The 18,465-nt window shown below is 63.7% G+C and carries 19 protein-coding genes; 11 read left to right on the forward strand and 8 right to left on the reverse strand.

What is annotated here, in order from left to right; translation table 11 throughout:
* The first annotated feature begins 46 nt into the window (after nucleotides 1-46).
* Nucleotides 47-1,774, forward strand: coding sequence for a cation:proton antiporter (locus tag FFI89_RS08510; RefSeq protein WP_138834652.1), 1,728 nt, complete (start codon nucleotides 47-49; stop codon nucleotides 1,772-1,774).
* Between the two features lie 106 nt (nucleotides 1,775-1,880).
* On the opposite strand, the gene FFI89_RS08515 is transcribed toward FFI89_RS08510, so the two are convergent.
* From FFI89_RS08515 to FFI89_RS08525, 3 genes are read right to left on the reverse strand one after another with little or no spacing between them, the layout of a single operon-like run.
* On the reverse strand, nucleotides 1,881-3,398 hold the full coding sequence (locus FFI89_RS08515) for a tripartite tricarboxylate transporter permease (protein WP_138834654.1): 1,518 nt from the start codon (nucleotides 3,396-3,398) through the stop codon (nucleotides 1,881-1,883).
* Between the two features lie 10 nt (nucleotides 3,399-3,408).
* Entirely contained in the window at nucleotides 3,409-3,912 is a 504-nt protein-coding gene (locus tag FFI89_RS08520) for a tripartite tricarboxylate transporter TctB family protein (RefSeq protein ID WP_138834656.1), read from the reverse strand.
* Nucleotides 3,909-4,904: a tripartite tricarboxylate transporter substrate binding protein gene (locus FFI89_RS08525; protein ID WP_138834658.1), complete on the reverse strand. Its 996-nt coding sequence runs from the start codon at nucleotides 4,902-4,904 to the stop codon at nucleotides 3,909-3,911. The genes FFI89_RS08520 and FFI89_RS08525 overlap by 4 nt, the downstream gene beginning before the upstream one ends.
* Nucleotides 4,905-4,972: 68 nt before the next feature.
* On the opposite strand from FFI89_RS08525, the gene FFI89_RS35155 reads away from it, so the two are divergent.
* The 4 genes from FFI89_RS35155 (at nucleotide 4,973) to FFI89_RS08540 (ending at nucleotide 8,626) form a co-directional block, all read left to right on the forward strand.
* Nucleotides 4,973-5,101 (forward strand): hypothetical protein, encoded by a 129-nt coding sequence (locus tag FFI89_RS35155; protein ID WP_256379174.1) that lies wholly within the window; start codon nucleotides 4,973-4,975, stop codon nucleotides 5,099-5,101.
* A 33-nt stretch (nucleotides 5,102-5,134) separates the two neighbouring features.
* Nucleotides 5,135-6,211, forward strand: a complete 1,077-nt coding sequence (gene ribB, locus FFI89_RS08530) for a 3,4-dihydroxy-2-butanone-4-phosphate synthase (protein ID WP_138834660.1) — start codon at nucleotides 5,135-5,137, stop codon at nucleotides 6,209-6,211.
* A gap of 141 nt (nucleotides 6,212-6,352) precedes the next feature.
* Nucleotides 6,353-7,567, forward strand: coding sequence for an acyl-CoA dehydrogenase (locus FFI89_RS08535; RefSeq protein ID WP_138834662.1), 1,215 nt, complete (start codon nucleotides 6,353-6,355; stop codon nucleotides 7,565-7,567).
* A 141-nt stretch (nucleotides 7,568-7,708) separates the two neighbouring features.
* A complete protein-coding gene (locus FFI89_RS08540) occupies nucleotides 7,709-8,626 on the forward strand; it encodes an MBL fold metallo-hydrolase (RefSeq protein ID WP_138834664.1) in 918 nt (305 codons plus the stop codon).
* Nucleotides 8,627-8,702: 76 nt separating this feature from the next.
* Here FFI89_RS08540 and FFI89_RS08545 read toward each other — a convergent pair whose 3' ends face one another.
* Nucleotides 8,703-9,557 (reverse strand): DUF1499 domain-containing protein, encoded by an 855-nt coding sequence (locus FFI89_RS08545; RefSeq protein WP_138834666.1) that lies wholly within the window; start codon nucleotides 9,555-9,557, stop codon nucleotides 8,703-8,705.
* Nucleotides 9,558-9,764: 207 nt separating this feature from the next.
* Nucleotides 9,765-11,393, reverse strand: coding sequence for a fatty-acid--CoA ligase (locus FFI89_RS08550; protein ID WP_138834668.1), 1,629 nt, complete (start codon nucleotides 11,391-11,393; stop codon nucleotides 9,765-9,767).
* 529 nt (nucleotides 11,394-11,922) lie between these two features.
* On the opposite strand from FFI89_RS08550, the gene FFI89_RS08555 reads away from it, so the two are divergent.
* Entirely contained in the window at nucleotides 11,923-12,630 is a 708-nt protein-coding gene (locus FFI89_RS08555) for an extensin family protein (protein ID WP_371722503.1), read from the forward strand.
* 24 nt (nucleotides 12,631-12,654) lie between these two features.
* Here FFI89_RS08555 and FFI89_RS08560 read toward each other — a convergent pair whose 3' ends face one another.
* Entirely contained in the window at nucleotides 12,655-13,332 is a 678-nt protein-coding gene (locus FFI89_RS08560; protein ID WP_138834670.1) for a L,D-transpeptidase, read from the reverse strand.
* Here FFI89_RS08560 and FFI89_RS08565 point away from each other — a divergent pair.
* From FFI89_RS08565 to FFI89_RS08575, 3 genes are all read left to right on the forward strand, one after another.
* Entirely contained in the window at nucleotides 13,313-13,513 is a 201-nt protein-coding gene (locus tag FFI89_RS08565) for a hypothetical protein (RefSeq protein ID WP_138834672.1), read from the forward strand. The two genes, FFI89_RS08560 and FFI89_RS08565, sit on opposite strands and share 20 nt — an antisense overlap.
* 159 nt (nucleotides 13,514-13,672) lie before the next feature.
* Nucleotides 13,673-14,650 (forward strand): magnesium transporter CorA family protein, encoded by a 978-nt coding sequence (locus FFI89_RS08570; RefSeq protein ID WP_138834674.1) that lies wholly within the window; start codon nucleotides 13,673-13,675, stop codon nucleotides 14,648-14,650.
* 128 nt (nucleotides 14,651-14,778) lie between these two features.
* A complete protein-coding gene (locus tag FFI89_RS08575) occupies nucleotides 14,779-15,003 on the forward strand; it encodes a hypothetical protein (RefSeq protein WP_138834676.1) in 225 nt (74 codons plus the stop codon).
* Between the two features lie 149 nt (nucleotides 15,004-15,152).
* On the opposite strand, the gene FFI89_RS08580 is transcribed toward FFI89_RS08575, so the two are convergent.
* Both FFI89_RS08580 and pdxH read right to left on the reverse strand, forming a co-directional pair.
* A complete protein-coding gene (locus FFI89_RS08580; RefSeq protein ID WP_138834678.1) occupies nucleotides 15,153-15,908 on the reverse strand; it encodes an SDR family NAD(P)-dependent oxidoreductase in 756 nt (251 codons plus the stop codon).
* A gap of 85 nt (nucleotides 15,909-15,993) precedes the next feature.
* Nucleotides 15,994-16,635, reverse strand: a complete 642-nt coding sequence (pdxH, locus tag FFI89_RS08585; RefSeq protein ID WP_138834680.1) for a pyridoxamine 5'-phosphate oxidase — start codon at nucleotides 16,633-16,635, stop codon at nucleotides 15,994-15,996.
* 119 nt (nucleotides 16,636-16,754) lie between these two features.
* Between pdxH and FFI89_RS08590 the strand changes: the two genes are divergently transcribed.
* Together FFI89_RS08590 and FFI89_RS08595 are read left to right on the forward strand one after the other, a co-directional pair.
* Nucleotides 16,755-17,162, forward strand: coding sequence for an RT0821/Lpp0805 family surface protein (locus FFI89_RS08590; protein ID WP_138834682.1), 408 nt, complete (start codon nucleotides 16,755-16,757; stop codon nucleotides 17,160-17,162).
* A 161-nt stretch (nucleotides 17,163-17,323) separates the two neighbouring features.
* Nucleotides 17,324-18,286 (forward strand): DnaJ C-terminal domain-containing protein, encoded by a 963-nt coding sequence (locus tag FFI89_RS08595; protein ID WP_138834683.1) that lies wholly within the window; start codon nucleotides 17,324-17,326, stop codon nucleotides 18,284-18,286.
* Nucleotides 18,287-18,465 lie beyond the last annotated feature (179 nt).

Below are 18,465 nucleotides of genomic sequence, written 5' to 3' on the forward strand. Positions count from 1 at the left end.
CCGAGCGCGGGCGCCACTAGGTTGCGGGGAGGAAAAGTCCGGAATCATGCACGAACTCATTGGCGATATCACTCTATGCATCCTGTTCGCCTGGGTGCTCGGCCTGCTGGCCCATTTCTCCCGGCAGCCGCTGATCCTGGCCTACCTTATCGCCGGCTTTTTCATAGGTCCATTCGGCATGGGCTGGGTCAAGTCCCAGGAATCGATCGCCGTCATCTCCGAGCTCGGCCTGATCTTCATGCTCTTCATGATCGGGCTCGAAATCGACCTCAAAAAGATCGTGCGCGCCGGCAAGGTCATCCTGTTTGCGGCGGGCGGGCAGTTGATCGGCGGCTGCCTGCTCGGGACCCTGTTCTTCCTGGGAATCGGGCTGTCGATTGGGGGCGGCCATTTCGACGCGCTGTATCTCTGCGTCGCCTGCGCGCTTTCCAGCACGGTCATCATCGTCAAGGTGTTGTACGAGAAGCGCGAGCTCGACACGCTGCCCGGGCGCATCACGCTCGGCGTACTGGTGCTGCAGGACATCTTCGCGATCCTGTTCCTGGCGGTGCAGCCGAGCCTCGACAATCTGCAGGTCAGCGTAATCCTGCTGTCGGTCGGCCGGGTCGGCGTGCTGGTGGCGACCGCGCTGGTGCTGAGCCGCTATGTGCTGCCGCGGCTGTTCCACCAGATCGCGCGGCGGCCGGAACTGATCCTGCTGGGCGCGCTGGCCTGGTGTTTCCTGATCGGCGAGATCGCCGAAAGACTGCATCTGTCGCGCGAAATGGGCTCGCTGGTGGCGGGGGTTTCGCTGTCGACCTTCCCCTATGCGCTCGACGTCACCGCCAAGGTGACGACGCTGCGCGATTTCTTCATCACGCTGTTCTTTGTCGCGCTTGGCATGACCATCCCGATTCCAGGGCTTTCGGTGATCGGACTGGCGCTACTGATCGCCGCCTTCACCGTGGTCAGCCGCGTGGTGACCACGTTCACGCCGCTGTACCTGATGAAGCAGGGTCTGCGCGCCAGCCTGCTGCCGGCAATCAACCTGGCACAGATATCCGAGTTCTCGCTGGTCGTGATCCAGACCGGCGTTTCCGCAGGCCATATCAGGACCGAGACATCGAGCGCCGCATCGTTTGCCTTCGTGATCCTGGCGGTGCTGAGCACGTTCGTAATGGCGCGCAGCGATCAGGTCACGCGGGGCCTGATCGGGCCGTTGAAGCGGATCGGGCTTCGCGATCTGGACGACGGCCACGACGCCGATGCCGGCCACGAGGGCGGGCACGGCGAAGCCCGCAAAATCGTCATCCTTGGCTTCTTCCGCGCCGCCAGCGCGCTGTTGAGCGAGATCGAAAGCCATACCCCTTCGGTCCTCGAACAGATCACGGTGATCGACTTCAATCCCGTCGTGTTCCGGACCCTGTCGGATCGCGGCATGCACGTAGTCTATGGCGATATCAGCAACGTGGACACGCTGTTGCATGCGGGGGTCGGCAAGTCGGAACTGATCATCCTGAGCATACCGAACTCGCTGTTGAAGGGCGCCGACAATGAAAAACTGGTCCGGCACGTCCGTACGCTCAACCCGACCGCCAAAATCGTCGCGACCGCGGAGCTGTTGTCCGACGTCAACGATCTGTACGAGGCTGGTGCCGATTACGTGACGGTGACAAGGCTGAGCGACGCCCACCAGTTGTACAAGGTGATCGAGGCCGCGCAGGCGGGGTTGCTGGAAGACAAGCGCGCGGAAACCGATGCGTTGCTCGCCGAACGCCGCGAAGTGCTGCCGTAGAGCCTTATCGGTTCTGATTGAATCAGAACCGGGCTTCTACCCTTTTGTTTTGACGCGTTTTCTTCACGCGAACCGGGCACCACTTCGCTCGAAAACGCTATAGCGTTTACAGGCTGCTCTCCTGCGCCATCGCGTCGGCAAACGCGGCGCGGCGGCGGGCGATGAAGCCGGCGACCAGGATCGCGGCCACCAATAGCCAGACCGTGATTGCGATCGGGCTTTGGACGTAGATCCAGGGATCGCCGTCGCTGAGAAACAGCGCCTCGCGAAAGTGCTTTTCGATATTGGGCCCGAGGATCAGGCCGACCACCAGCGGCGCAAGCTGGAATTTCATCTTGTTGAAGGCGTAGCCGACGATGCCGGCGGCGAGCAGCACCCAGACGTCGAAGATGCTGTTGCGGACGCTGTAGGTACCGATCACCGACAGCACCAGCAGCAGCGGAATGAACAGGTAATGCGGAATCCGCAGCAGGCTGACCCAGACCCCGACCATCGGGATGTTCAGCGCCAGCAGCATGATGTTGCCGATATAGGCGGAGGCGATCAGGCCCCAGAAGATTTCCGGGTGCTGGGTGATCAACAGCGGTCCGGGCTGGATGCCCTGCACCAGCATCGCCGAGATCATCAGCGCTGCGATCGGCGTGAAGGGGATGCCGAGCGCGAGCAGCGGCACCAGCGAGGCGGTGGCGGCGGAATTATTGGCGGCCTCGGGACCGGCGACGCCTTCGATCGCGCCGGAGCCGATTTCATTCGCATATTTCGAGGTTGCCTTCTCCAGCCGGTAGGAGGCGAACGACGCCAGCGTCGCCGCCGGTCCCGGCACCAGGCCGAACAGAAAGCCCAGGAACGTGCCGCGCAACCACGACGGCACCGCGCGCTTCCATTCGGTGCGGGTCGGCAGCAGGTCGCGCATCTTCACCGATTCCGGCCGGTTGGCGGCATGCGCCTTGTCCTCGACCAGCAGCATCAGTTCGGCGAATCCATAGAGCCCGACCACGACCGGCACCAGCGACACCCCTTCGGCGAGGTCGGGAAGGCCGAACGTAAACCGCGTCTCGCCGGTGACGGCTTCCTGGCCGATGGTCCCCAGCATCAGCCCGAGCGTCATCGGTAGCAATGCCGAGGCCAGCGTGCCGCCTGAAATCCGCGACATCACGATCAGGCCGCCGGCGGTGAGTGCGAAGAATTCCGCCGGCCCGAACAGGATCGCGAGATTGGCCAGCGACGCCGAGAACAGCATGACGCCGACGACCGCAAGCGTGCCGCCGACAAAGGAGCCGACCGCGACGATGGTCAGCGTCGCCCCGGCGCGGCCCTTCTTGGCAAGCTGGTAGCCGTCGATCGCGGTCACGACGGAGGCGGATTCACCGGGGATGTTGAGCAGGATCGCGGTGGTCGAGCCGCCATACATCGAGCCGTAGAAGATGCCGGCCATCATGATCAGGCCCGAGGTCGGATCGAGCGAGAACGTCAGCGGCAGTATCAGTGCCACGCCGGCAACCGGCCCAAGCCCCGGCAGCACGCCGATCGCCGTGCCCGCAAACGCGCCGACAAAGGCCGCAAGCAGGTTGGCGGGCGTTGCCGCGATGTGCAGTCCGTAGAGCAGGCCCTGGAGGGGGTTCATTGTTGCACCGTCAAAACAGCCATTGCTTGAACAGGCCTGCGGGCATCTGAACCTTCAGCAGCCGGACAAAGAACAATTCGAAACTGAGCGCGATCACCACCGCATAGATCGCAAGCCGCACGACCGATCGCTTGGGGTCATCCGACAGCAGCCACATGCTCGCCAGCAGAAACAGCGCCGACGCGATCATGTTGCCGATCAGGGGCATCGCCAGGAAGTAGATCGCGAACGCCGCCAGCACCTTTAGCAACCGGCGCAGGTCGGCGCCCGCCGGCAACGAAAAGGTCGCCGGCATCGAATCGTCGGCGCCGTGCTTTTCGAGCATGACCGAAATGGCCGAGATCGCGAGCAGGAGACCGACCGCGATCGGGAAAATCGCCGCCCCCGGCTTGTGCCAGCGCCCGACCGACAGCGTCTGCCAGGCGTCGGCGACGTAACCGGCGGCCAGCAGCAGCGCGAGCAGGCCGACGAGCCGCCGCGCCCGCGGCAGCCCGAAGCTGGTTGCCGGCGTCACCTGTCGTCATCCAGGAATTTGATGACGTCGCGGAACTTGGCGTCGTAGGCGGCCAGTTCCTGCTTCATATCGTCGCCGATCTTGGGATCGGAGGTGTAGCCGTTGGCTTTCAGGAAACTCTTGAACTCGTCGCTCTCGACGATGGTCTTCGAGACCGCCGTCAGCCTCTCGAGGATCGGCTTCGGCAGGCCGTTGGGCGCAATCACGTAGTAGCCGACCGGAAAGGTGTCTTTCCACGGCGTCTCGCCGATCGGCTTGGCGTCCGGCAGCAGATCGTATTTGCCCTGCTGGAACACCGCGATCGCGCGCAGCTTGCCGGCGTCGATCTGGCCCTTCATGCCGGGCGCAAAGCCCGAGGAGCCGTCGACACGGCCGCCGAGTGCGGCCAGCGTCGCTTCGCCGCCGCCGCCGGTGAACGGCACCGTGACGATGCGTAGCCCAGCCAGCTTGTTGAGCTGCTGAATGACGATGTCGTTGATCGAGCGCAAGCCGGATACCGACACTTTCAGCTTGCGCGGATTGGCCCGCGCCTCGGTGATGAAATCGTCGAGCGTCTTCCAGCGCGAGTCTGACGGCACCGCGAGGATGACCGGCAGATCGGACAATTTGGCGATCGACTGGTAGTCATCAGCCGATTTCCAGGCCAGCCCTTTCATCTCCAGCGGCTGGTAGGCCAGCGACGAACTGGAGCCGAGCCCGATGGTGTAGCCATCCGGGGTGGCGCGGATCACGGCGCCGGTGCCGATGGTCGCGGAAGCGCCCGGCTTGTTCTCGACGATCACCTTGACCTTGAGTTGCTTCTCCAGGAGCTCGGCATACTTGCGGCTGATCGGGTCGGTCGAGCCGCCCGGCGCGTAGGGGACGTAGAAGGTGATGTCCCGGGTTGGCCACGCATCAGCGGCGCGAGTGGTGGGCGAAAGTCCCGTGACGGCTGCCAGCAGGGCGATGCCGGCCCATGCCGCCTGACGGAAATTCGATTGAAAACGCACCATGTTTCTACCCAGCGCCTGCTTCTTGTTTTTATGGCTGCGACCATGGCGATCGGGACTGGACCCCGTCAATGATTTTTCCTGTTCCGGCCCTGTCGCAGCATGGCCTTTCCGCCAGCCCCTTCCGCGACTTCCTGCCCTGCGTATTGACGCTGGCGCAGGCCTTTTTGACGCTGGCGCCGGCCTTGGAGTCCGGCTAATGCACTCCCAGCAGCAAGCGAGACCGTGAGAAAATGCCCGATACAATCCAGGAAGTTCTGCAAGCCTTTGCCAAGGGCGAACTCGTCGTCGTCACCGATGACGAAGACCGGGAGGGTGAGGGCGACTTGATCGTCGCCGCCTCACTGTGCACCGCCGAGAAGATGGCATTCATCATCCGTCATACCTCGGGCATCGTCTGTGCGCCGATCACCCAGGACGACGCCCGCCGGCTGCGGCTCGATCCGATGGTGGCGCATAACGATTCAAGCCACACCACCGCCTTCACCGTCTCGGTCGACTACAAGCCGGACGGCGGCACCGGCATCTCCGCGGACGAACGCGCCTCGTGTTGCCGTGCACTCGCCAATCCCAATGCTGGCGCCAATGATTTTGCTCGGCCCGGCCATATCTTTCCGCTGATCGCCCGCGACGGCGGCGTGCTGCTGCGCTCGGGCCATACCGAGGCCGCGGTCGACCTCTGCAAGCTCTCCGGCCTGCCGCCGGTCGGCGTCATCAGCGAGTTGATGAACGACGACGGCACCGTGATGAAGGGCGAGCAGGTCGCCAGATTCGCCGCCGCCAACAAGCTCAAGCACGTCACGATCGCTGACATGATCGCCTACCGCCAGGCGCGCGAGAAGCTGATTGAACGCGTCGCGACCTTTACGACGGACAGCCCGATCGGACCGCTGCAGGGCTATGCCTACCGCTCGCCGTTCGACGAGATCGCGCACGCTGCGTTCGTCTACAACGGTATCGGCGACGGCAAGAACGTCCTGACGCGGCTTCACAAGCCCAACATCGTCAAGGATCTCTTCACCGGACAGGCGCGCATGCAGGTCGTGCTCAACCATTTCAAGCTGGCCGGTCGCGGCGTGCTGGTTTACCTGCGCGACGGCGCCGCCGGGGTTCCCGTCGAGCCGGTGGGCGAGCAGAAATCCGCCGAAGCCGATCGCAACCGGCAGTGGCGTGAAGTCGGCGTCGGCGCGCAGATCCTGCGCGATCTCGGCATTACCTCGATCCGGCATCTGACCTCGTCGGTCCACGACTACAAGGGACTGTCGGGTTTCGGGATCGAGATCGTCTCGAATGAGAAGCTGGAAGGTTAGCTTCCGTCATTCCGGGTTCGCTTTGCGCCCTCCGGTGCGCAATTGCGCACCGGGGAATGGCGCAGGGAAAGATTTGCGATTCCCCTCATAGACCTTTAGTTTAGTGCCCAATTCCGCAAGGACGATGCGAAAGGGATTTTCATGAGCGTGCGCCCTCAGACCAAGGACAAGCCGACTGCCGCCGGTTTCCAGTGGGACGATCCGTTCCTGCTCGACGAACAGCTCACCGAAGACGAGCGCATGATCCGCGACACCGCGCGCGCCTATGCGCAGGACAAGCTGCTGCCACGCGTCACCAAGGCCTACCTAGAAGAAAAGACCGATCGCGAGATCTTCAACGAGATGGGCGAGCTCGGCTTGATCGGCATCACGCTGCCGGAAGAATATGGCTGCGCCAATGCAAGCTATGTCGCCTATGGCCTGGTGGCACGCGAGATCGAGCGCGTCGATTCCGGCTATCGCTCGATGAATTCGGTGCAGTCGTCGCTGGTGATGCACCCGATCTACGCCTATGGCGACGAGAACCAGCGCAAGAAATACCTGCCGAAACTCGCGACCGGCGAGTGGGTCGGCTGCTTCGGCCTGACCGAGCCGGATGCCGGCTCCGATCCCGGCGGCATGAAGACCCGCGCCGAGAAGGTTTCCGACGGCTACCGGCTCACCGGCAGCAAGATGTGGATCTCCAACGCGCCGATCGCCGACGTTTTCGTGATCTGGGCGAAGTCGGCCGCGCACGACAACCAGATCCGCGGCTTCATCCTTGAGAAGGGCATGAAGGGCCTGTCGGCGCCGAAGATCGGCGGCAAGCTTTCGTTGCGCGCCTCGATCACCGGCGAGATCGTGATGGATGGCGTGGTGGTGCCGGAGAGCGCGCTGTTGCCCAACGTGTCCGGCCTGAAGGGCCCGTTCGGCTGCCTCAACCGCGCCCGCTACGGCATCTCCTGGGGCGTGCTCGGCGCCGCCGAGGACTGCATGCACCGCGCCCGGCAATACACGCTCGACCGCAAGCAGTTCGGCCGGCCGCTGGCGGCGACGCAACTGGTGCAGAAGAAGCTCGCCGACATGCAAACCGAGATCGCGCTCGGGCTGCAGGCCTCGCTCCGTGTCGGCCGGCTGATGGACGAGGGCAAGATGGCCCCGGAGATGATCTCGATCGTCAAGCGCAACAATTGCGGCAAGTCGCTCGACATCGCCCGCGTGTCGCGCGACATGCACGGCGGCAACGGCATCCAGATCGAATATCATGTGATGCGCCACGCCGCGAATTTGGAAACCGTCAACACCTATGAAGGCACCCACGACGTCCATGCCCTGATCCTGGGCCGGGCGATCACCGGCATTCAGGCGTTTTCGTAAGGGTCCCTTTTGTCATTCCGGGGCGCGCCGAAGGCGCGAACCCGGAATCTCGAGCCGCATTATTCCGTTCATTCCATCACATCGAGATTCCGGGTCTGGCCCTTCGGGCCATCCCGGAATGACGTTGAAGTGAAAAAGCCCATGGCCGACAACGACGACATCCCGTTCAACCGTGACTTCCCGCTGAAGCCGGGTGTCGTCGAAGAAGCACGCCCAGGCGTGCGGCGGGTGCTGTGCGACAACCCGAGCCCGTTCACCTTCACCGGTACGGTCAGTTACATCGTCGGCAAGGGCAAGGTCGCGATCATCGATCCCGGTCCCGACGACGAGGCGCACGCGAAGGCGCTGCTGGATGCCGTGCGCGGCGAGACCGTGACGCATATTCTGGTCACCCATACCCATCGCGACCACTCGCCGAACACCGCGCGGATCAAGGCCGCCACCGGCGCGCCGGTTTACGCCGAGGGGCCGCATCGCGCCTCGCGGCCGCGCTTCGAAAGCGAGAAGCACAATCCGGAATCCGGCGCCGACCGCGACTTCAGGCCGGACATCGAGGTCAAGAACGGCGACACCATCGAAGGCGCCGGCTGGGTGCTGGAGGCGGTGGCGACGCCCGGTCACACCGCCAACCATCTGGCGTTCGCCTGGCCCGAGCGGAAGTTCAATTTCGTCGGCGACCACGTCATGGGCTGGTCGACCTCGATCGTGGCGCCGCCGGACGGATCGATGATCGACTACATGGCCTCGCTGGAACGGCTGGAGCGGCGCGCGGAGGATTTGTATTTCTCTGGCCACGGACCGGAGATCCCGGAAGGGCCGCGCTACGTGCGCTTCCTGGCCCGGCACCGCAAGGCCCGCGAAGCCTCGATCCTGCACCGTCTCGGCAAGGGCGATGCCGACATTCCGACCATGGTGCGCGCGATCTATATCGGCCTCGATCCGCGGCTGACCACCGCGGCCGGCTATTCCGTGCTGGCGCATCTGGAAGGTCTGGTTGCCCGCGGCATCGTCGCCACCGACGGCGATCCGGTGATCGGCGGAACCTATCGGATGGCTTGACTGCTCCGTCATTCCGGGGCGATGCGAAATTGCGCATCGTAGTTCATCGCTGCGCGATGCCCCGGAATGACGGCTGCTACTTCTTCACGCTCTTGGCCTGTGCCTTCGGGGTCGGCGCCGGCGTCTTCTTCACCGGCTTCAGCGCAGCCGCCTCGGCCGCCGTGTTGATATCATCGATCAGCTTGCTCACGCGCGCGGCGTTGCTGCCGAGATCGCTTTCGAAATAGCGCGACGAGGAACGGATATCGACGCGCGAATCCTCGCCGTCGGGGGTGATGCGGATCGAGACGTCCTCGCGGAAGCCCATGATCGGCGTGCGCGCCACCGCCTCGATACGGCCGATGCGGCGCGGCGGCTGCGGCGGGCGCTCGTCGATGATGAGCCATTTGCGCTTGGTGACCAGCGCGAGCGTGACGTCATAGGCGCGTTGCGGCGGGACCTCGAGCTCCACGGTCTCGATATCGGGATAGGCCAGCCGCTGCTGCTCGGCCGAATAGAGGCCGGCATAAACCGCGGAATTGGCGCCTTCGCCGCTGCGCAGCCGCGCCAGCGCCTCGAAGCGCGGCGGATCGATCGGATCGGTGGTGATGTCGTGGATCGGCGGCAGCTTGCGGTATTGCAGACCGAGATAGGCCGGGTAGGCGAGGATGACCGCGTCGATCAGGAGCGCCAGCAGGATCCGGCTCATGCCGCGCGACCCGTTCTGCCAGATCGCGGCAAATGCGGCGAGGCCGACCAGGATCGACAGAACAGCCAGCGCCAGTGCGCCGAAGAACGTCGCCAGCGCCGGCTTCATTTCGAGGAAGCCGAAGCGGACGATCAGGATCGAGACCACGACCGCGATCACGGAGAAGATGGCGAGGTTGCGCGCCCATGTGGCGAGGCTGGACACGGGCTCCGACTGGTAGGGAGCGGAAAACCTGCGAGCCATAAACAAAATCTGCCGGGTTGGTGCGTCGCCGGGCAAATGGAACCGGCCGCCGATAAGCCCGCTTGAGACCACGGACCTGCGGCAATTTCAAGGGAGATTGGATCGTCACGGCCGGGCTTGACCCGGCCATCCACGTCTTGGTCAACCCAAGGAAGTCGTGGATGCCCGGGACAAGCCCGGGCATGACGACCAACAGCTCTCCCGTTCTTACGCCGCCGCGGTCGGGAAGCTGTAGGTCTTGAACTGGTCGCGCAGCGCGGTCTTCAGGATCTTGCCTGTCGCGGTGTGCGGAATGCCCTCGACGAAGGCGACGTCGTCGGGCATCCACCATTTCGCGATCTTGCCATCCATGTATTTCAGGATGTCCTCGCGGGTGGCCTTCTGGCCGGCCTTGAGCTGGACGATCAGAAGCGGCCGCTCGTCCCATTTCGGATGATGGATGCCGATCACCGCCGCTTCCGCCACCGCGGGGTGGCCGACCGCAAGGTTTTCCAGGTCAATCGACGAAATCCATTCGCCGCCGGACTTGATGACGTCCTTGGAGCGGTCGGTGATCCGCATGTAGCCGTGCGGGTCGATGGTCGCGACGTCGCCGGTGTCGAAATAGCCTTCATCGTCGAGGATCTCGGTATCGACGCGGAAATAGGCTTTGGCGATCGCGGGGCCGGAGACCTTGAGCCGGCCGAAGGTCTTGCCGTCCCACGGCAGCTCCTTGCCGGCATCGTCGGTGATCTTCATCTGGACGCCGTAGGGCGGATAGCCCTGCGTCTGCAGGATATCGAGCCGTGCTTCCCCCTCGAGCTGGTCGAACGGCGGCTTCAGCGTGGCGAGGGTGCCGAGCGGGCTCATCTCGGTCATGCCCCAGGCGTGGCGAACCTCGACGCCCATATCGACGAACGACTTGATCATCGAGCGCGGCATCGCCGAGCCGCCGCACACCACCATGCGCAGATGCGGCAGTTTAAGGTTGTTGGCCGCCATGTGGTTGAGCAGCATCAGCCAGACGGTCGGTACGCCTGCGGTATAGGTCACCTTCTCGGTGTCCATGAGTTCATAGACCGAGGCGCCGTCGAGCTTCGGGCCGGGCATCACCAGCTTGGTGCCCATCGAGGGCGCGGAGAACGCGATGCCCCATGAGTTGGCGTGGAACAGCGGAACCACCGGCAGCATGGTGTCGGCGGCCGAGGTGCCCAGCGCATCCTTCGAGTTGGCGAGCAGCGCGTGCAGCACGTTGGAGCGGTGCGAATACAGCACGCCCTTGGGATCGCCCGTGGTGCCGGAGGTGTAGCACATCGCGGCCGCGGTATTTTCGTCAAAGTTATCCCACTCGAACTTGCCGTCGGCTTCCGCGATCCAGTCCTCATAGGCGACCGCGTTCTTCAGCGTGGTCTGCGGCATATGGGCCTTGTCGGTGAGCACGATGTAGCGCTCGACGCTCGGCAGGCTGGCGGCGATCTTTTCCAGCACCGGCACGAAGGTGATATCGACCATCACCACGCGGTCCTGCGCATGGTTGATGATCCAGGCGATCTGTTCGGGGAACAGGCGGGGATTGACGGTATGGCAGATCGCGCCGATCCCCATGATCCCGTACCAAGCTTCGAGATGACGCCAGGTGTTCCAGGCGATGGTGGCGACGCGGTCCCCGAGCTTGATGCCGTCGCGTTCGAGCCGTTGCGAGACTTTCAGGGCGCGGGCATGAATTTCGGCGTAATTGGTGCGATGAATGGGACCTTCGACCGACCGCGTGACGACCTCTTGCGTGCCGTGATACTTCGCCGCGTGTTCGATAATCCGGTGGCAAAGCAAAGGCCAGTCTTGCATCAATCCGAGCATACGCACGTCCCTCCCGATGGTTATTCGCTCCCGTATGATCCCGCCAAAGTGCTGGTGATCTGGCGTGAGATCATGGAATTGACATGAACTGTAGCGCGGAGAAAGCAAGCCGAAAATGGGCTTCTGGCGCCTTTGGCCGCAACCAGGCGGCAATGGTTACCGTTGCCGTGGCGCTGCTGCTGCTCGGCGCGCAGGCAAAGCCGGTTCACGCCGCAAGGGGCGTCCGCCCGGCGCCATGGGGCGACCTGTTCGGGGGTCCACCAAGGGGAGAGCCTAGGCGGCATGGCAACGTCCACCGCGCGGCGGTGCCGCTGCCGAGGCCGCGTCCGGCCGATGCGCCGGCGGGGCCGAGACAGGGACAAGGACAGGCCCCGCGGCCGCCGAGCCGCAGCCGCCGGCCCCCCAGGCCGGCAAGCCCACCGAGCAGGCCGCACCCGCGTCGGCGCCTTCACAGCCGCCGGCGCCGCAAGCCTCGGCCTGCCGGCAGGCGCTGACGGAAGCGATCGCCATCGCTCCCAGCATTCCCGATATCCATGGCGCCGGCGGCTGCGGTGGCGAGGATCTGGTGCGGCTCGAGGCGATCGTGCTGCCGGACCAGCGGCTTGTATCGGTGAAGCCGGCCGCGATCCTGCGGTGCGCCATGGCCGCGGAGCTGGCCGACTGGATCCGCACCGACATCGCGCCGCTCGCGGTCAGCCTCGGCAGCACGATTTCCGATCTCGACAATTTCGACTCGTTCGAATGCCGCGGCCGCAACCGGATCGTCGGCGCCCGCCTCTCCGAACATGGCCGCGCCAATGCGCTCGACGTTCGCGCGCTCAAGCTCGCCAACGGCCGCTCGATTTCGCTGACCGATCGCACGGTGCCGCGCGACGTGCGCGAGACGGTGCTGCATTCGGTCTGTGCGCGGTTCTCGACCGTGCTCGGCCCCAGCTCGGACTGGTATCATGAAGATCACATCCATCTCGACCTGATGGAACGGCGCAGCAATTACCGGATCTGTCAGTGGGACGTGCTGGATCCGCTGCCGCGGGTCGCGCCATTGTTGCCGGCGGTACGTCCCGACGACGCGCCGCCGCGCGAGGTTGCCGCCAAACCTGACACGGCCAAACCTGACGCAGCCAGACAGGAGACCGCGCCGGCGGAGGCTGCTGACGAGACCGAACCGGAGCCTGCGGCCAAGCCGGAAACAAAAAAGCCGGCAACAAAAAAGCGCCGGCAAAACCGGCGCTTTTGATCTCGCTCGAAGGGTGCGAGGCGATTACTGGACGTTGTTGCCGCCGCCCTGCAGCGCCATTTGCGAATTGAACGGTGAGTCGCCGTGCTTCGGCTCCAGCACCACCACGACCGTATTGAGGCCGACGCGGTCATAGAGATCGATGACGTCCTCGTTGGTCATGCGGATGCAGCCCGACGAAATCGATGCGCCAATGTATTCCGGCTGGTTGGTGCCGTGAATACGGAACAGCGTGTCCTTGCCGCCCGAGTAGAGATAGAGCGCGCGCGAACCCATCGGATTGTCCGGTCCGGGTGCAACGAACTTCGGCACGCCGAGACGCGAAATCTCACCCGGCGTCGGATGCCACGGCGGCCACTCGGTTTTGCTGCCGATCTTGGCAATGCCGGACCACGCCATGGCTTCTTCGCCGACGGTGATGCCGTAGCGGATCGCCTTGCCGTTGGCCTGGACCAGATAGAGGTAGTGATTGTCGGAATCGACCACGATCGAGCCCGGCGCTTCCTTGCGGTGATAGTCGACGATCGCGCGGCGGAAGGCCTCCGGAACCGGGGTCTTCACATAGGAAACCTTGGACAGCAGTTCCTTGTCGCGCGGCTTGAAATTCTGGGTATTGGTCGCTTCGTAGGTGGTGCCCTGCATGCAGCCTGACAGCATGAAGCCGGCGGCCAGGATACCCAGTGTGACTTTCAGCGACGACATGGTTCAGTTCCAATCGAAAGCCTGGCGTTCGCGGCGGCAAATCCTGCGCCCCAAACGCGACGATTCCATTAATCTCATTATCGACAAAAACCGGCAATTATTCCAGTGCTTGCGCAGCAGTTCGGCACTGCGGGAGGCTGGCTGTGGCTTTTTTGCCGCAAGTTTTGCGGTTTCTGGTTGATTTCGGGGCAGTGGTGGTGCTGTTGCCGAATCCAGGCCGCGTCGCCGCCACTTCGTCGCCATAAATGTGGGCCGGCGGTTAATGCAGCGGTCATGAAGCGCTTGCCAGAATCGCGTTTAGTGCCGCTGGGTGCGGTTGGTGCCCGTTCCGGAGTTGCTCATGTTCTCGGTGTACGTTCCCTCCGAATCTGCCCTCAAGAAGCTGCCTGTGGTCGACCCGGCCGGATTGCCGGAAAACGCCGTCTGGATCGATCTGGTGAAACCGACCTCCGCGGAGGACCGCGCCGTTGAGCGGCTGGCCGGGATCGCGGTGCCGACCCGGGAGGACATGCAGGAAATCGAGATTTCCAGCCGGCTCTATATCGAGAGCGGCGCGCGCTACATGACCGCGACGCTGATGTGCCATTCCGACACCGATATGCCGCGCACCACGGCCGTCACCTTCATCCTCTCCGGCCACCGCCTGGTCACGGTGCGATACGACGAACCGCGGCCGTTTGCGCTGGTCGAGAACAAGCTGGGGCGATCATGCGTGGCGGGCATCACCGGTGAAATGGTGATGATGGAGCTGCTCGACGCCGTGATCGACCGGTGCGCCGACATTCTGGAGCGCGCCGGCGCCGACGTCGACCAGGTTTCCCATGACATCTTCGAACCCGAACAGGAGCGCCACGGCCACGCCAAGCAATATTCGCAGATCCTGCAGGCGATCGGACGCAAGGGCGATTTGACCTCAAAGGTCCGCGAGAGTCTGGTCTCGATCGGCCGTGTCGTCACCTTCCTGTCGGCGGTGATGGAGGGCGTCAAATGGTCCAAGGACATGCGCGAGCAGCTCAAGACCATGCAGCGCGACGTCGCTTCCCTGACCGACCACGCCTCCTACCTCTCCAACAAAATCACCTTCGTGCTCGATGCCATGCTCGGCGTCGTCAATCTCGAGCAGAACAACATCATCAAGCTGTTCTCGGTGATGGCAGTGGTCTTGATGCCGCCGACGCTGATCGCCTCGATCTACGGCATGAACTTCAAGATAATGCCGGAACTCGAATGGGTGCACGGCTATCCCTACGCGCTGGTGCTGATGGTCGCCGCAGCGATCGTGCCTTACTTCCTGTTCAAGTGGAAAAAGTGGCTGTAGGGCCGCGGTTCCCGCGCTTTTTCGACATCCGAAGTCTGCCTCAATTCCACTGCTAAAATTTGAGCGGTGCGCTGAACGATTGATCGAAACTTGTCTGCGATAAGAATGCCTCAGGCCGTGAGGATACAATGGTTGAGAAACGTATAACGTCCCCCCGCAACGTCATCGATTTCGCGCGCTATCAACAGGGTCGCGCCGCTGACAAGGCGCAGGCGATCTCTATGCGACTTTGCCGTCATTGCGGCGCGGCGCTGGCGGATGGCGAGAACGAGGACGAGTGTTCCAGCGCGTTCAGGGTCGACGACGCCAGCCTGCGCTGGCAGGCCGTCCAGATCCTGCGCGGATTGATCTGAATTTCTGGAACGCGGTCCGCGTGGCTATGGCGTTTTCGAGCGAAGCATGCCCTCGGACTTGATCCCTGGGTGGACGCCGGTTCGCGTAAGGAAAACGCGTCAAGACAAAACATAGAGCCCGGTTCTGCTTCCATCAGAACCGACAAGGTCTAGACGTGCTGACCGCCGTTGATGTGGATCTCGGCGCCGTTCACGTAGGAACTGGTTTCCGTACACAGTACATAGATGATCTTTGCTACTTCGTCGGGCGTGCCGAGCCGGTGCAGCGGAATCTGTTCCTCGACAATCTTCTCGGTGCCCGGTGACAGGATCGAGGTGTCGATCTCGCCCGGCGCGATCGAATTGACGCGGACGCCGACCCGCCCGAAATCCGACGCCATTTCCCGTGTCAGCGAAGCCAGTGCCGCCTTCGAGGTCGCATAGGCCGCGCCCGCGAACGGGTGGACGCGGGAGCCCGCGATCGAGGTGACGTTCACGACCGAGCCCCTGGCGGCCTTCAATTCCTCGATCAGCCCGCGCGCCATCATGATCGGTGCGAAGAAATTCACCCGGAACACATGGCTCCATGTGTCGATGTCGGTGTCCATGGTGCCCATGCGTCCGCCGCCCGGCGCCTTCGGCGAAATCGCGGCGTTGTTGACCAGCGCATGCAGCGCACCGCCTTCAAGGCGTTCGCGTATTTCCGAGATAGCCCGCGTGGTGTCGGCGTGGTCGGCGAGGTCGACCTGGACGTGATCCTCCGGGCCTGCGTCCCATGGGCAGTTTTCCGGGAAGGGATGCCGCGAGCAGGTGATGACGCGCCAGCCGGCGGAGGAGAAGCGGATCACGGTGGCATGGCCGATGCCGCGACTGGCCCCGGTCAGGAGCATCGTGCGTCGGGGGCCATGGTTGGATGCGGAAGGCATAAAAATTTCTCTCGTTTTCCGTCATGCCCGGCAGAGCAGAAGGACGTGGATGGCCGGGATGAGCCGGGCCATGGCGGCTCAATCTCTAGGGATACAACCGCACCTTGCTCCACGGCTGCCCCGGCGCATCACGGCGAAACTCGATGCGGTCGTGCAGGCGGAACGGGCGATCGTGCCAGAATTCGAAACGGGAAGGCGTGATGCGCCAGCCGCTCCAACCCGGCGGGCGCGGCACCTCGCCAATTATGTGCTTGGCGGCGACCAGCGCTATCGCCTGCTCGAACGCAAAGCGGCTTTCCAGCGGCTGCGACTGCTTGCTGGCCCAGGCCCCGATCTGCGCCTGCTTCGGCCGCGTCGCGAAATAAGCGTCGGCTTCTTCCGCGGTCACCGGCGTCACATTGCCGCGGATGCGGACCTGACGGCGCAGCGACTTCCAGTGAAAAAGTAAAGCGGCCTTAGGATTTGCGGCGAGTTCGCGGCCTTTCTGGCTGGCGATATGGCTGTAGAACACGAAACCATCCGCGTCATAGCCCTTCATCAGCACCATCCGCACGTCGGGCAGGCCGTCGGCGTCGACGGTTGCCAGCGACATCGCGTTGGGATCGTTCGGCTCGGACTTCACCGCTTCCGCAAACCATTCGCCGAACAGCGCAAACGGTTCCTCGGCCGCGGTAAAATCACCCGATGTTAACGGTGTCGGGTGTTTGATGGAGGTTGTGTCCGTCATGTCAGGAGTCCCAGTTGCGTCCGTTCGCGTCCCAGAGCGCGTTGCTGCCCCGATGTAGGTTCGCCCTATATAGGACATGGGGACGCGTTGGCCTATCGGCGATCAGCCCGGCGGGCGCGATGGCGACGCTGATTTTGGTTGGCCTCGGCTCGGGCGGCTGCAGCATGAACCGGTCGGACTCGGCGCTGGCCAAGATGGAAGAGGGCGACGTCACCGGGGCGATCGCATCCACCAGTCTGCCGGTCCCGACCGAGAGCGATCTGGCGTTTGCCCGCACCGCCGCCTCCGACGTCCTGACCAAGGGCGACAAGGATTCCAGCCAGCCTTGGGAAAATCCGGAAACCGGGGCGCGGGGTTCGGTGACGCCGCTGGCCCAGTCCTATGCCTCCGAGGACGGCCGGACCTGCCGGGATTTCCTGGCGAGTTATGTCAACGGCCGCACCGAAAGCTGGCTGCAGGGCGCCGCCTGCAAGGCCAGCCAGGGCCGGTGGGAAATTCATACGCTAAAGCCCTGGAAGCGAGGATGAGTTGGGGTTTTGGAGTGAAGTGGCGTTTTGCGTAAAGAAAACGCGTCAAAACATGGCCTGCGGGCCGTTGCAAAAATGCAACTGAACACCCAGATGAAGCCAAGGCGGGCGAATTGCCCTAAAATCCCGAGAACCGAATTCCCTTGAAGGAGACCTGACGTATGCGCGACCCCTATGAGGTCTTGGGGGTGCCGCGGGGCGCCAGCGCTGCTGCGATCAAGAGCGCCTATCGCAAGCTCGCCAAGAAGCATCACCCGGACAGCAACAAGAACGACCCGAAGGCCGCGGAGCGTTTTTCCGAATTGAATTCGGCCAACGAGATCATCGGCGACGAGGACAAGCGCAAGCAGTTCGATCGCGGCGAAATCGACGCCGAGGGCAAGCCGCGCTTTCAGGGCTTTCCCGGCGGCGACCCGCGCGGCCGCGCCGGCGGACCGGGCGGCTTTCAGTCCCATACCTTCCGGACCGGCGGCGGTGGCCCCGGTGGCATGGGCGGCGCAGGCTTCGAGGACATCCTCAACAGCATGTTCGGCGGCGCGGCGGCCCGGGGCGGGCGCGGCGGCGGCAGAACCTTTGAATTCGATACCGGCGGGATCGGCGTCGATCTCGATCTCAACGTCGCCATGTCGGTGTCGCTGGAAGAGTCGGTCAAGGGCGGCGACAAGCGCGTCCGCCTTCCGACCGGCAAGGAGCTCAATGTCCGGATTCCCGCGGGCGTCACCCCGGGTCAACAGATCCGGCTGAAGGGCCAGGGCGAAACCGCCCCCGGCCATCCGCCGGGCGATCTCCTGATCACGATCAGCATCGCGCCGCATCCGTTCTTCAAGGTCGATGGCAACGATCTGCGGGTCGATCTGCCGATCACGCTCTATGAAGCCGTTCTCGGCGGCAAGGTCCGCGTGCCGACGCTCGGCGGCGCGGTCGAACTGTCGATCCCGAAAAACACCTCGAGCGGCCGCACCTTCCGCCTTAAGGGCAAGGGCCTGCCGAAGGCGGGGGCGACCGGGGACCTGCTCGTCACCACCAAAATCATCCTCCCCGACGGGAACGATAGCGAGCTTGAGGCATTGATGCTGAAATGGCGCGACGGCCACCCCTATAATCCGCGCAGCGATCTCGGTTGAGCGGAAGCTGATTCGCGCCAAAAAAGAACGTTGATGGCGGAGTTTCCCCCGGCAGGTTTCCTTCCGACGAAGTCCTCGAAAAGTAAGGTCATTTCCTGAAACAAGGTGTTTCCAGGAAATGAGGGGCGGCCTCGAAAGGGGGACCAGCGCGGTACCAAACCCCGATCGAGGCCGCTTGC

Source organism: Bradyrhizobium sp. KBS0727, from assembly GCF_005937885.2.
Lineage (GTDB): Bacteria > Pseudomonadota > Alphaproteobacteria > Rhizobiales > Xanthobacteraceae > Bradyrhizobium.

Coding starts and splice junctions, on each gene's coding strand:
- FFI89_RS08580 (WP_138834678.1), bottom strand. CDS start 15,908: ATGCCTTCCGCATCCAACCATGGCCCCCGACGCACGATGCTCCTGACC.
- FFI89_RS08560 (WP_138834670.1), bottom strand. CDS start 13,332: ATGTCGTCGCTGAAAGTCACACTGGGTATCCTGGCCGCCGGCTTCATG.
- FFI89_RS08510 (WP_138834652.1), top strand. CDS start 47: ATGCACGAACTCATTGGCGATATCACTCTATGCATCCTGTTCGCCTGG.
- pdxH (WP_138834680.1), bottom strand. CDS start 16,635: ATGACGGACACAACCTCCATCAAACACCCGACACCGTTAACATCGGGT.
- FFI89_RS08535 (WP_138834662.1), top strand. CDS start 6,353: ATGAGCGTGCGCCCTCAGACCAAGGACAAGCCGACTGCCGCCGGTTTC.
- FFI89_RS08590 (WP_138834682.1), top strand. CDS start 16,755: ATGGCGACGCTGATTTTGGTTGGCCTCGGCTCGGGCGGCTGCAGCATG.
- FFI89_RS08540 (WP_138834664.1), top strand. CDS start 7,709: ATGGCCGACAACGACGACATCCCGTTCAACCGTGACTTCCCGCTGAAG.
- FFI89_RS08550 (WP_138834668.1), bottom strand. CDS start 11,393: ATGCTCGGATTGATGCAAGACTGGCCTTTGCTTTGCCACCGGATTATC.
- FFI89_RS08515 (WP_138834654.1), bottom strand. CDS start 3,398: ATGAACCCCCTCCAGGGCCTGCTCTACGGACTGCACATCGCGGCAACG.
- FFI89_RS08545 (WP_138834666.1), bottom strand. CDS start 9,557: ATGGCTCGCAGGTTTTCCGCTCCCTACCAGTCGGAGCCCGTGTCCAGC.
- FFI89_RS08570 (WP_138834674.1), top strand. CDS start 13,673: ATGTTCTCGGTGTACGTTCCCTCCGAATCTGCCCTCAAGAAGCTGCCT.
- FFI89_RS35155 (WP_256379174.1), top strand. CDS start 4,973: ATGATTTTTCCTGTTCCGGCCCTGTCGCAGCATGGCCTTTCCGCCAGC.
- ribB (WP_138834660.1), top strand. CDS start 5,135: ATGCCCGATACAATCCAGGAAGTTCTGCAAGCCTTTGCCAAGGGCGAA.
- FFI89_RS08575 (WP_138834676.1), top strand. CDS start 14,779: ATGGTTGAGAAACGTATAACGTCCCCCCGCAACGTCATCGATTTCGCG.
- FFI89_RS08595 (WP_138834683.1), top strand. CDS start 17,324: ATGCGCGACCCCTATGAGGTCTTGGGGGTGCCGCGGGGCGCCAGCGCT.
- FFI89_RS08525 (WP_138834658.1), bottom strand. CDS start 4,904: ATGGTGCGTTTTCAATCGAATTTCCGTCAGGCGGCATGGGCCGGCATC.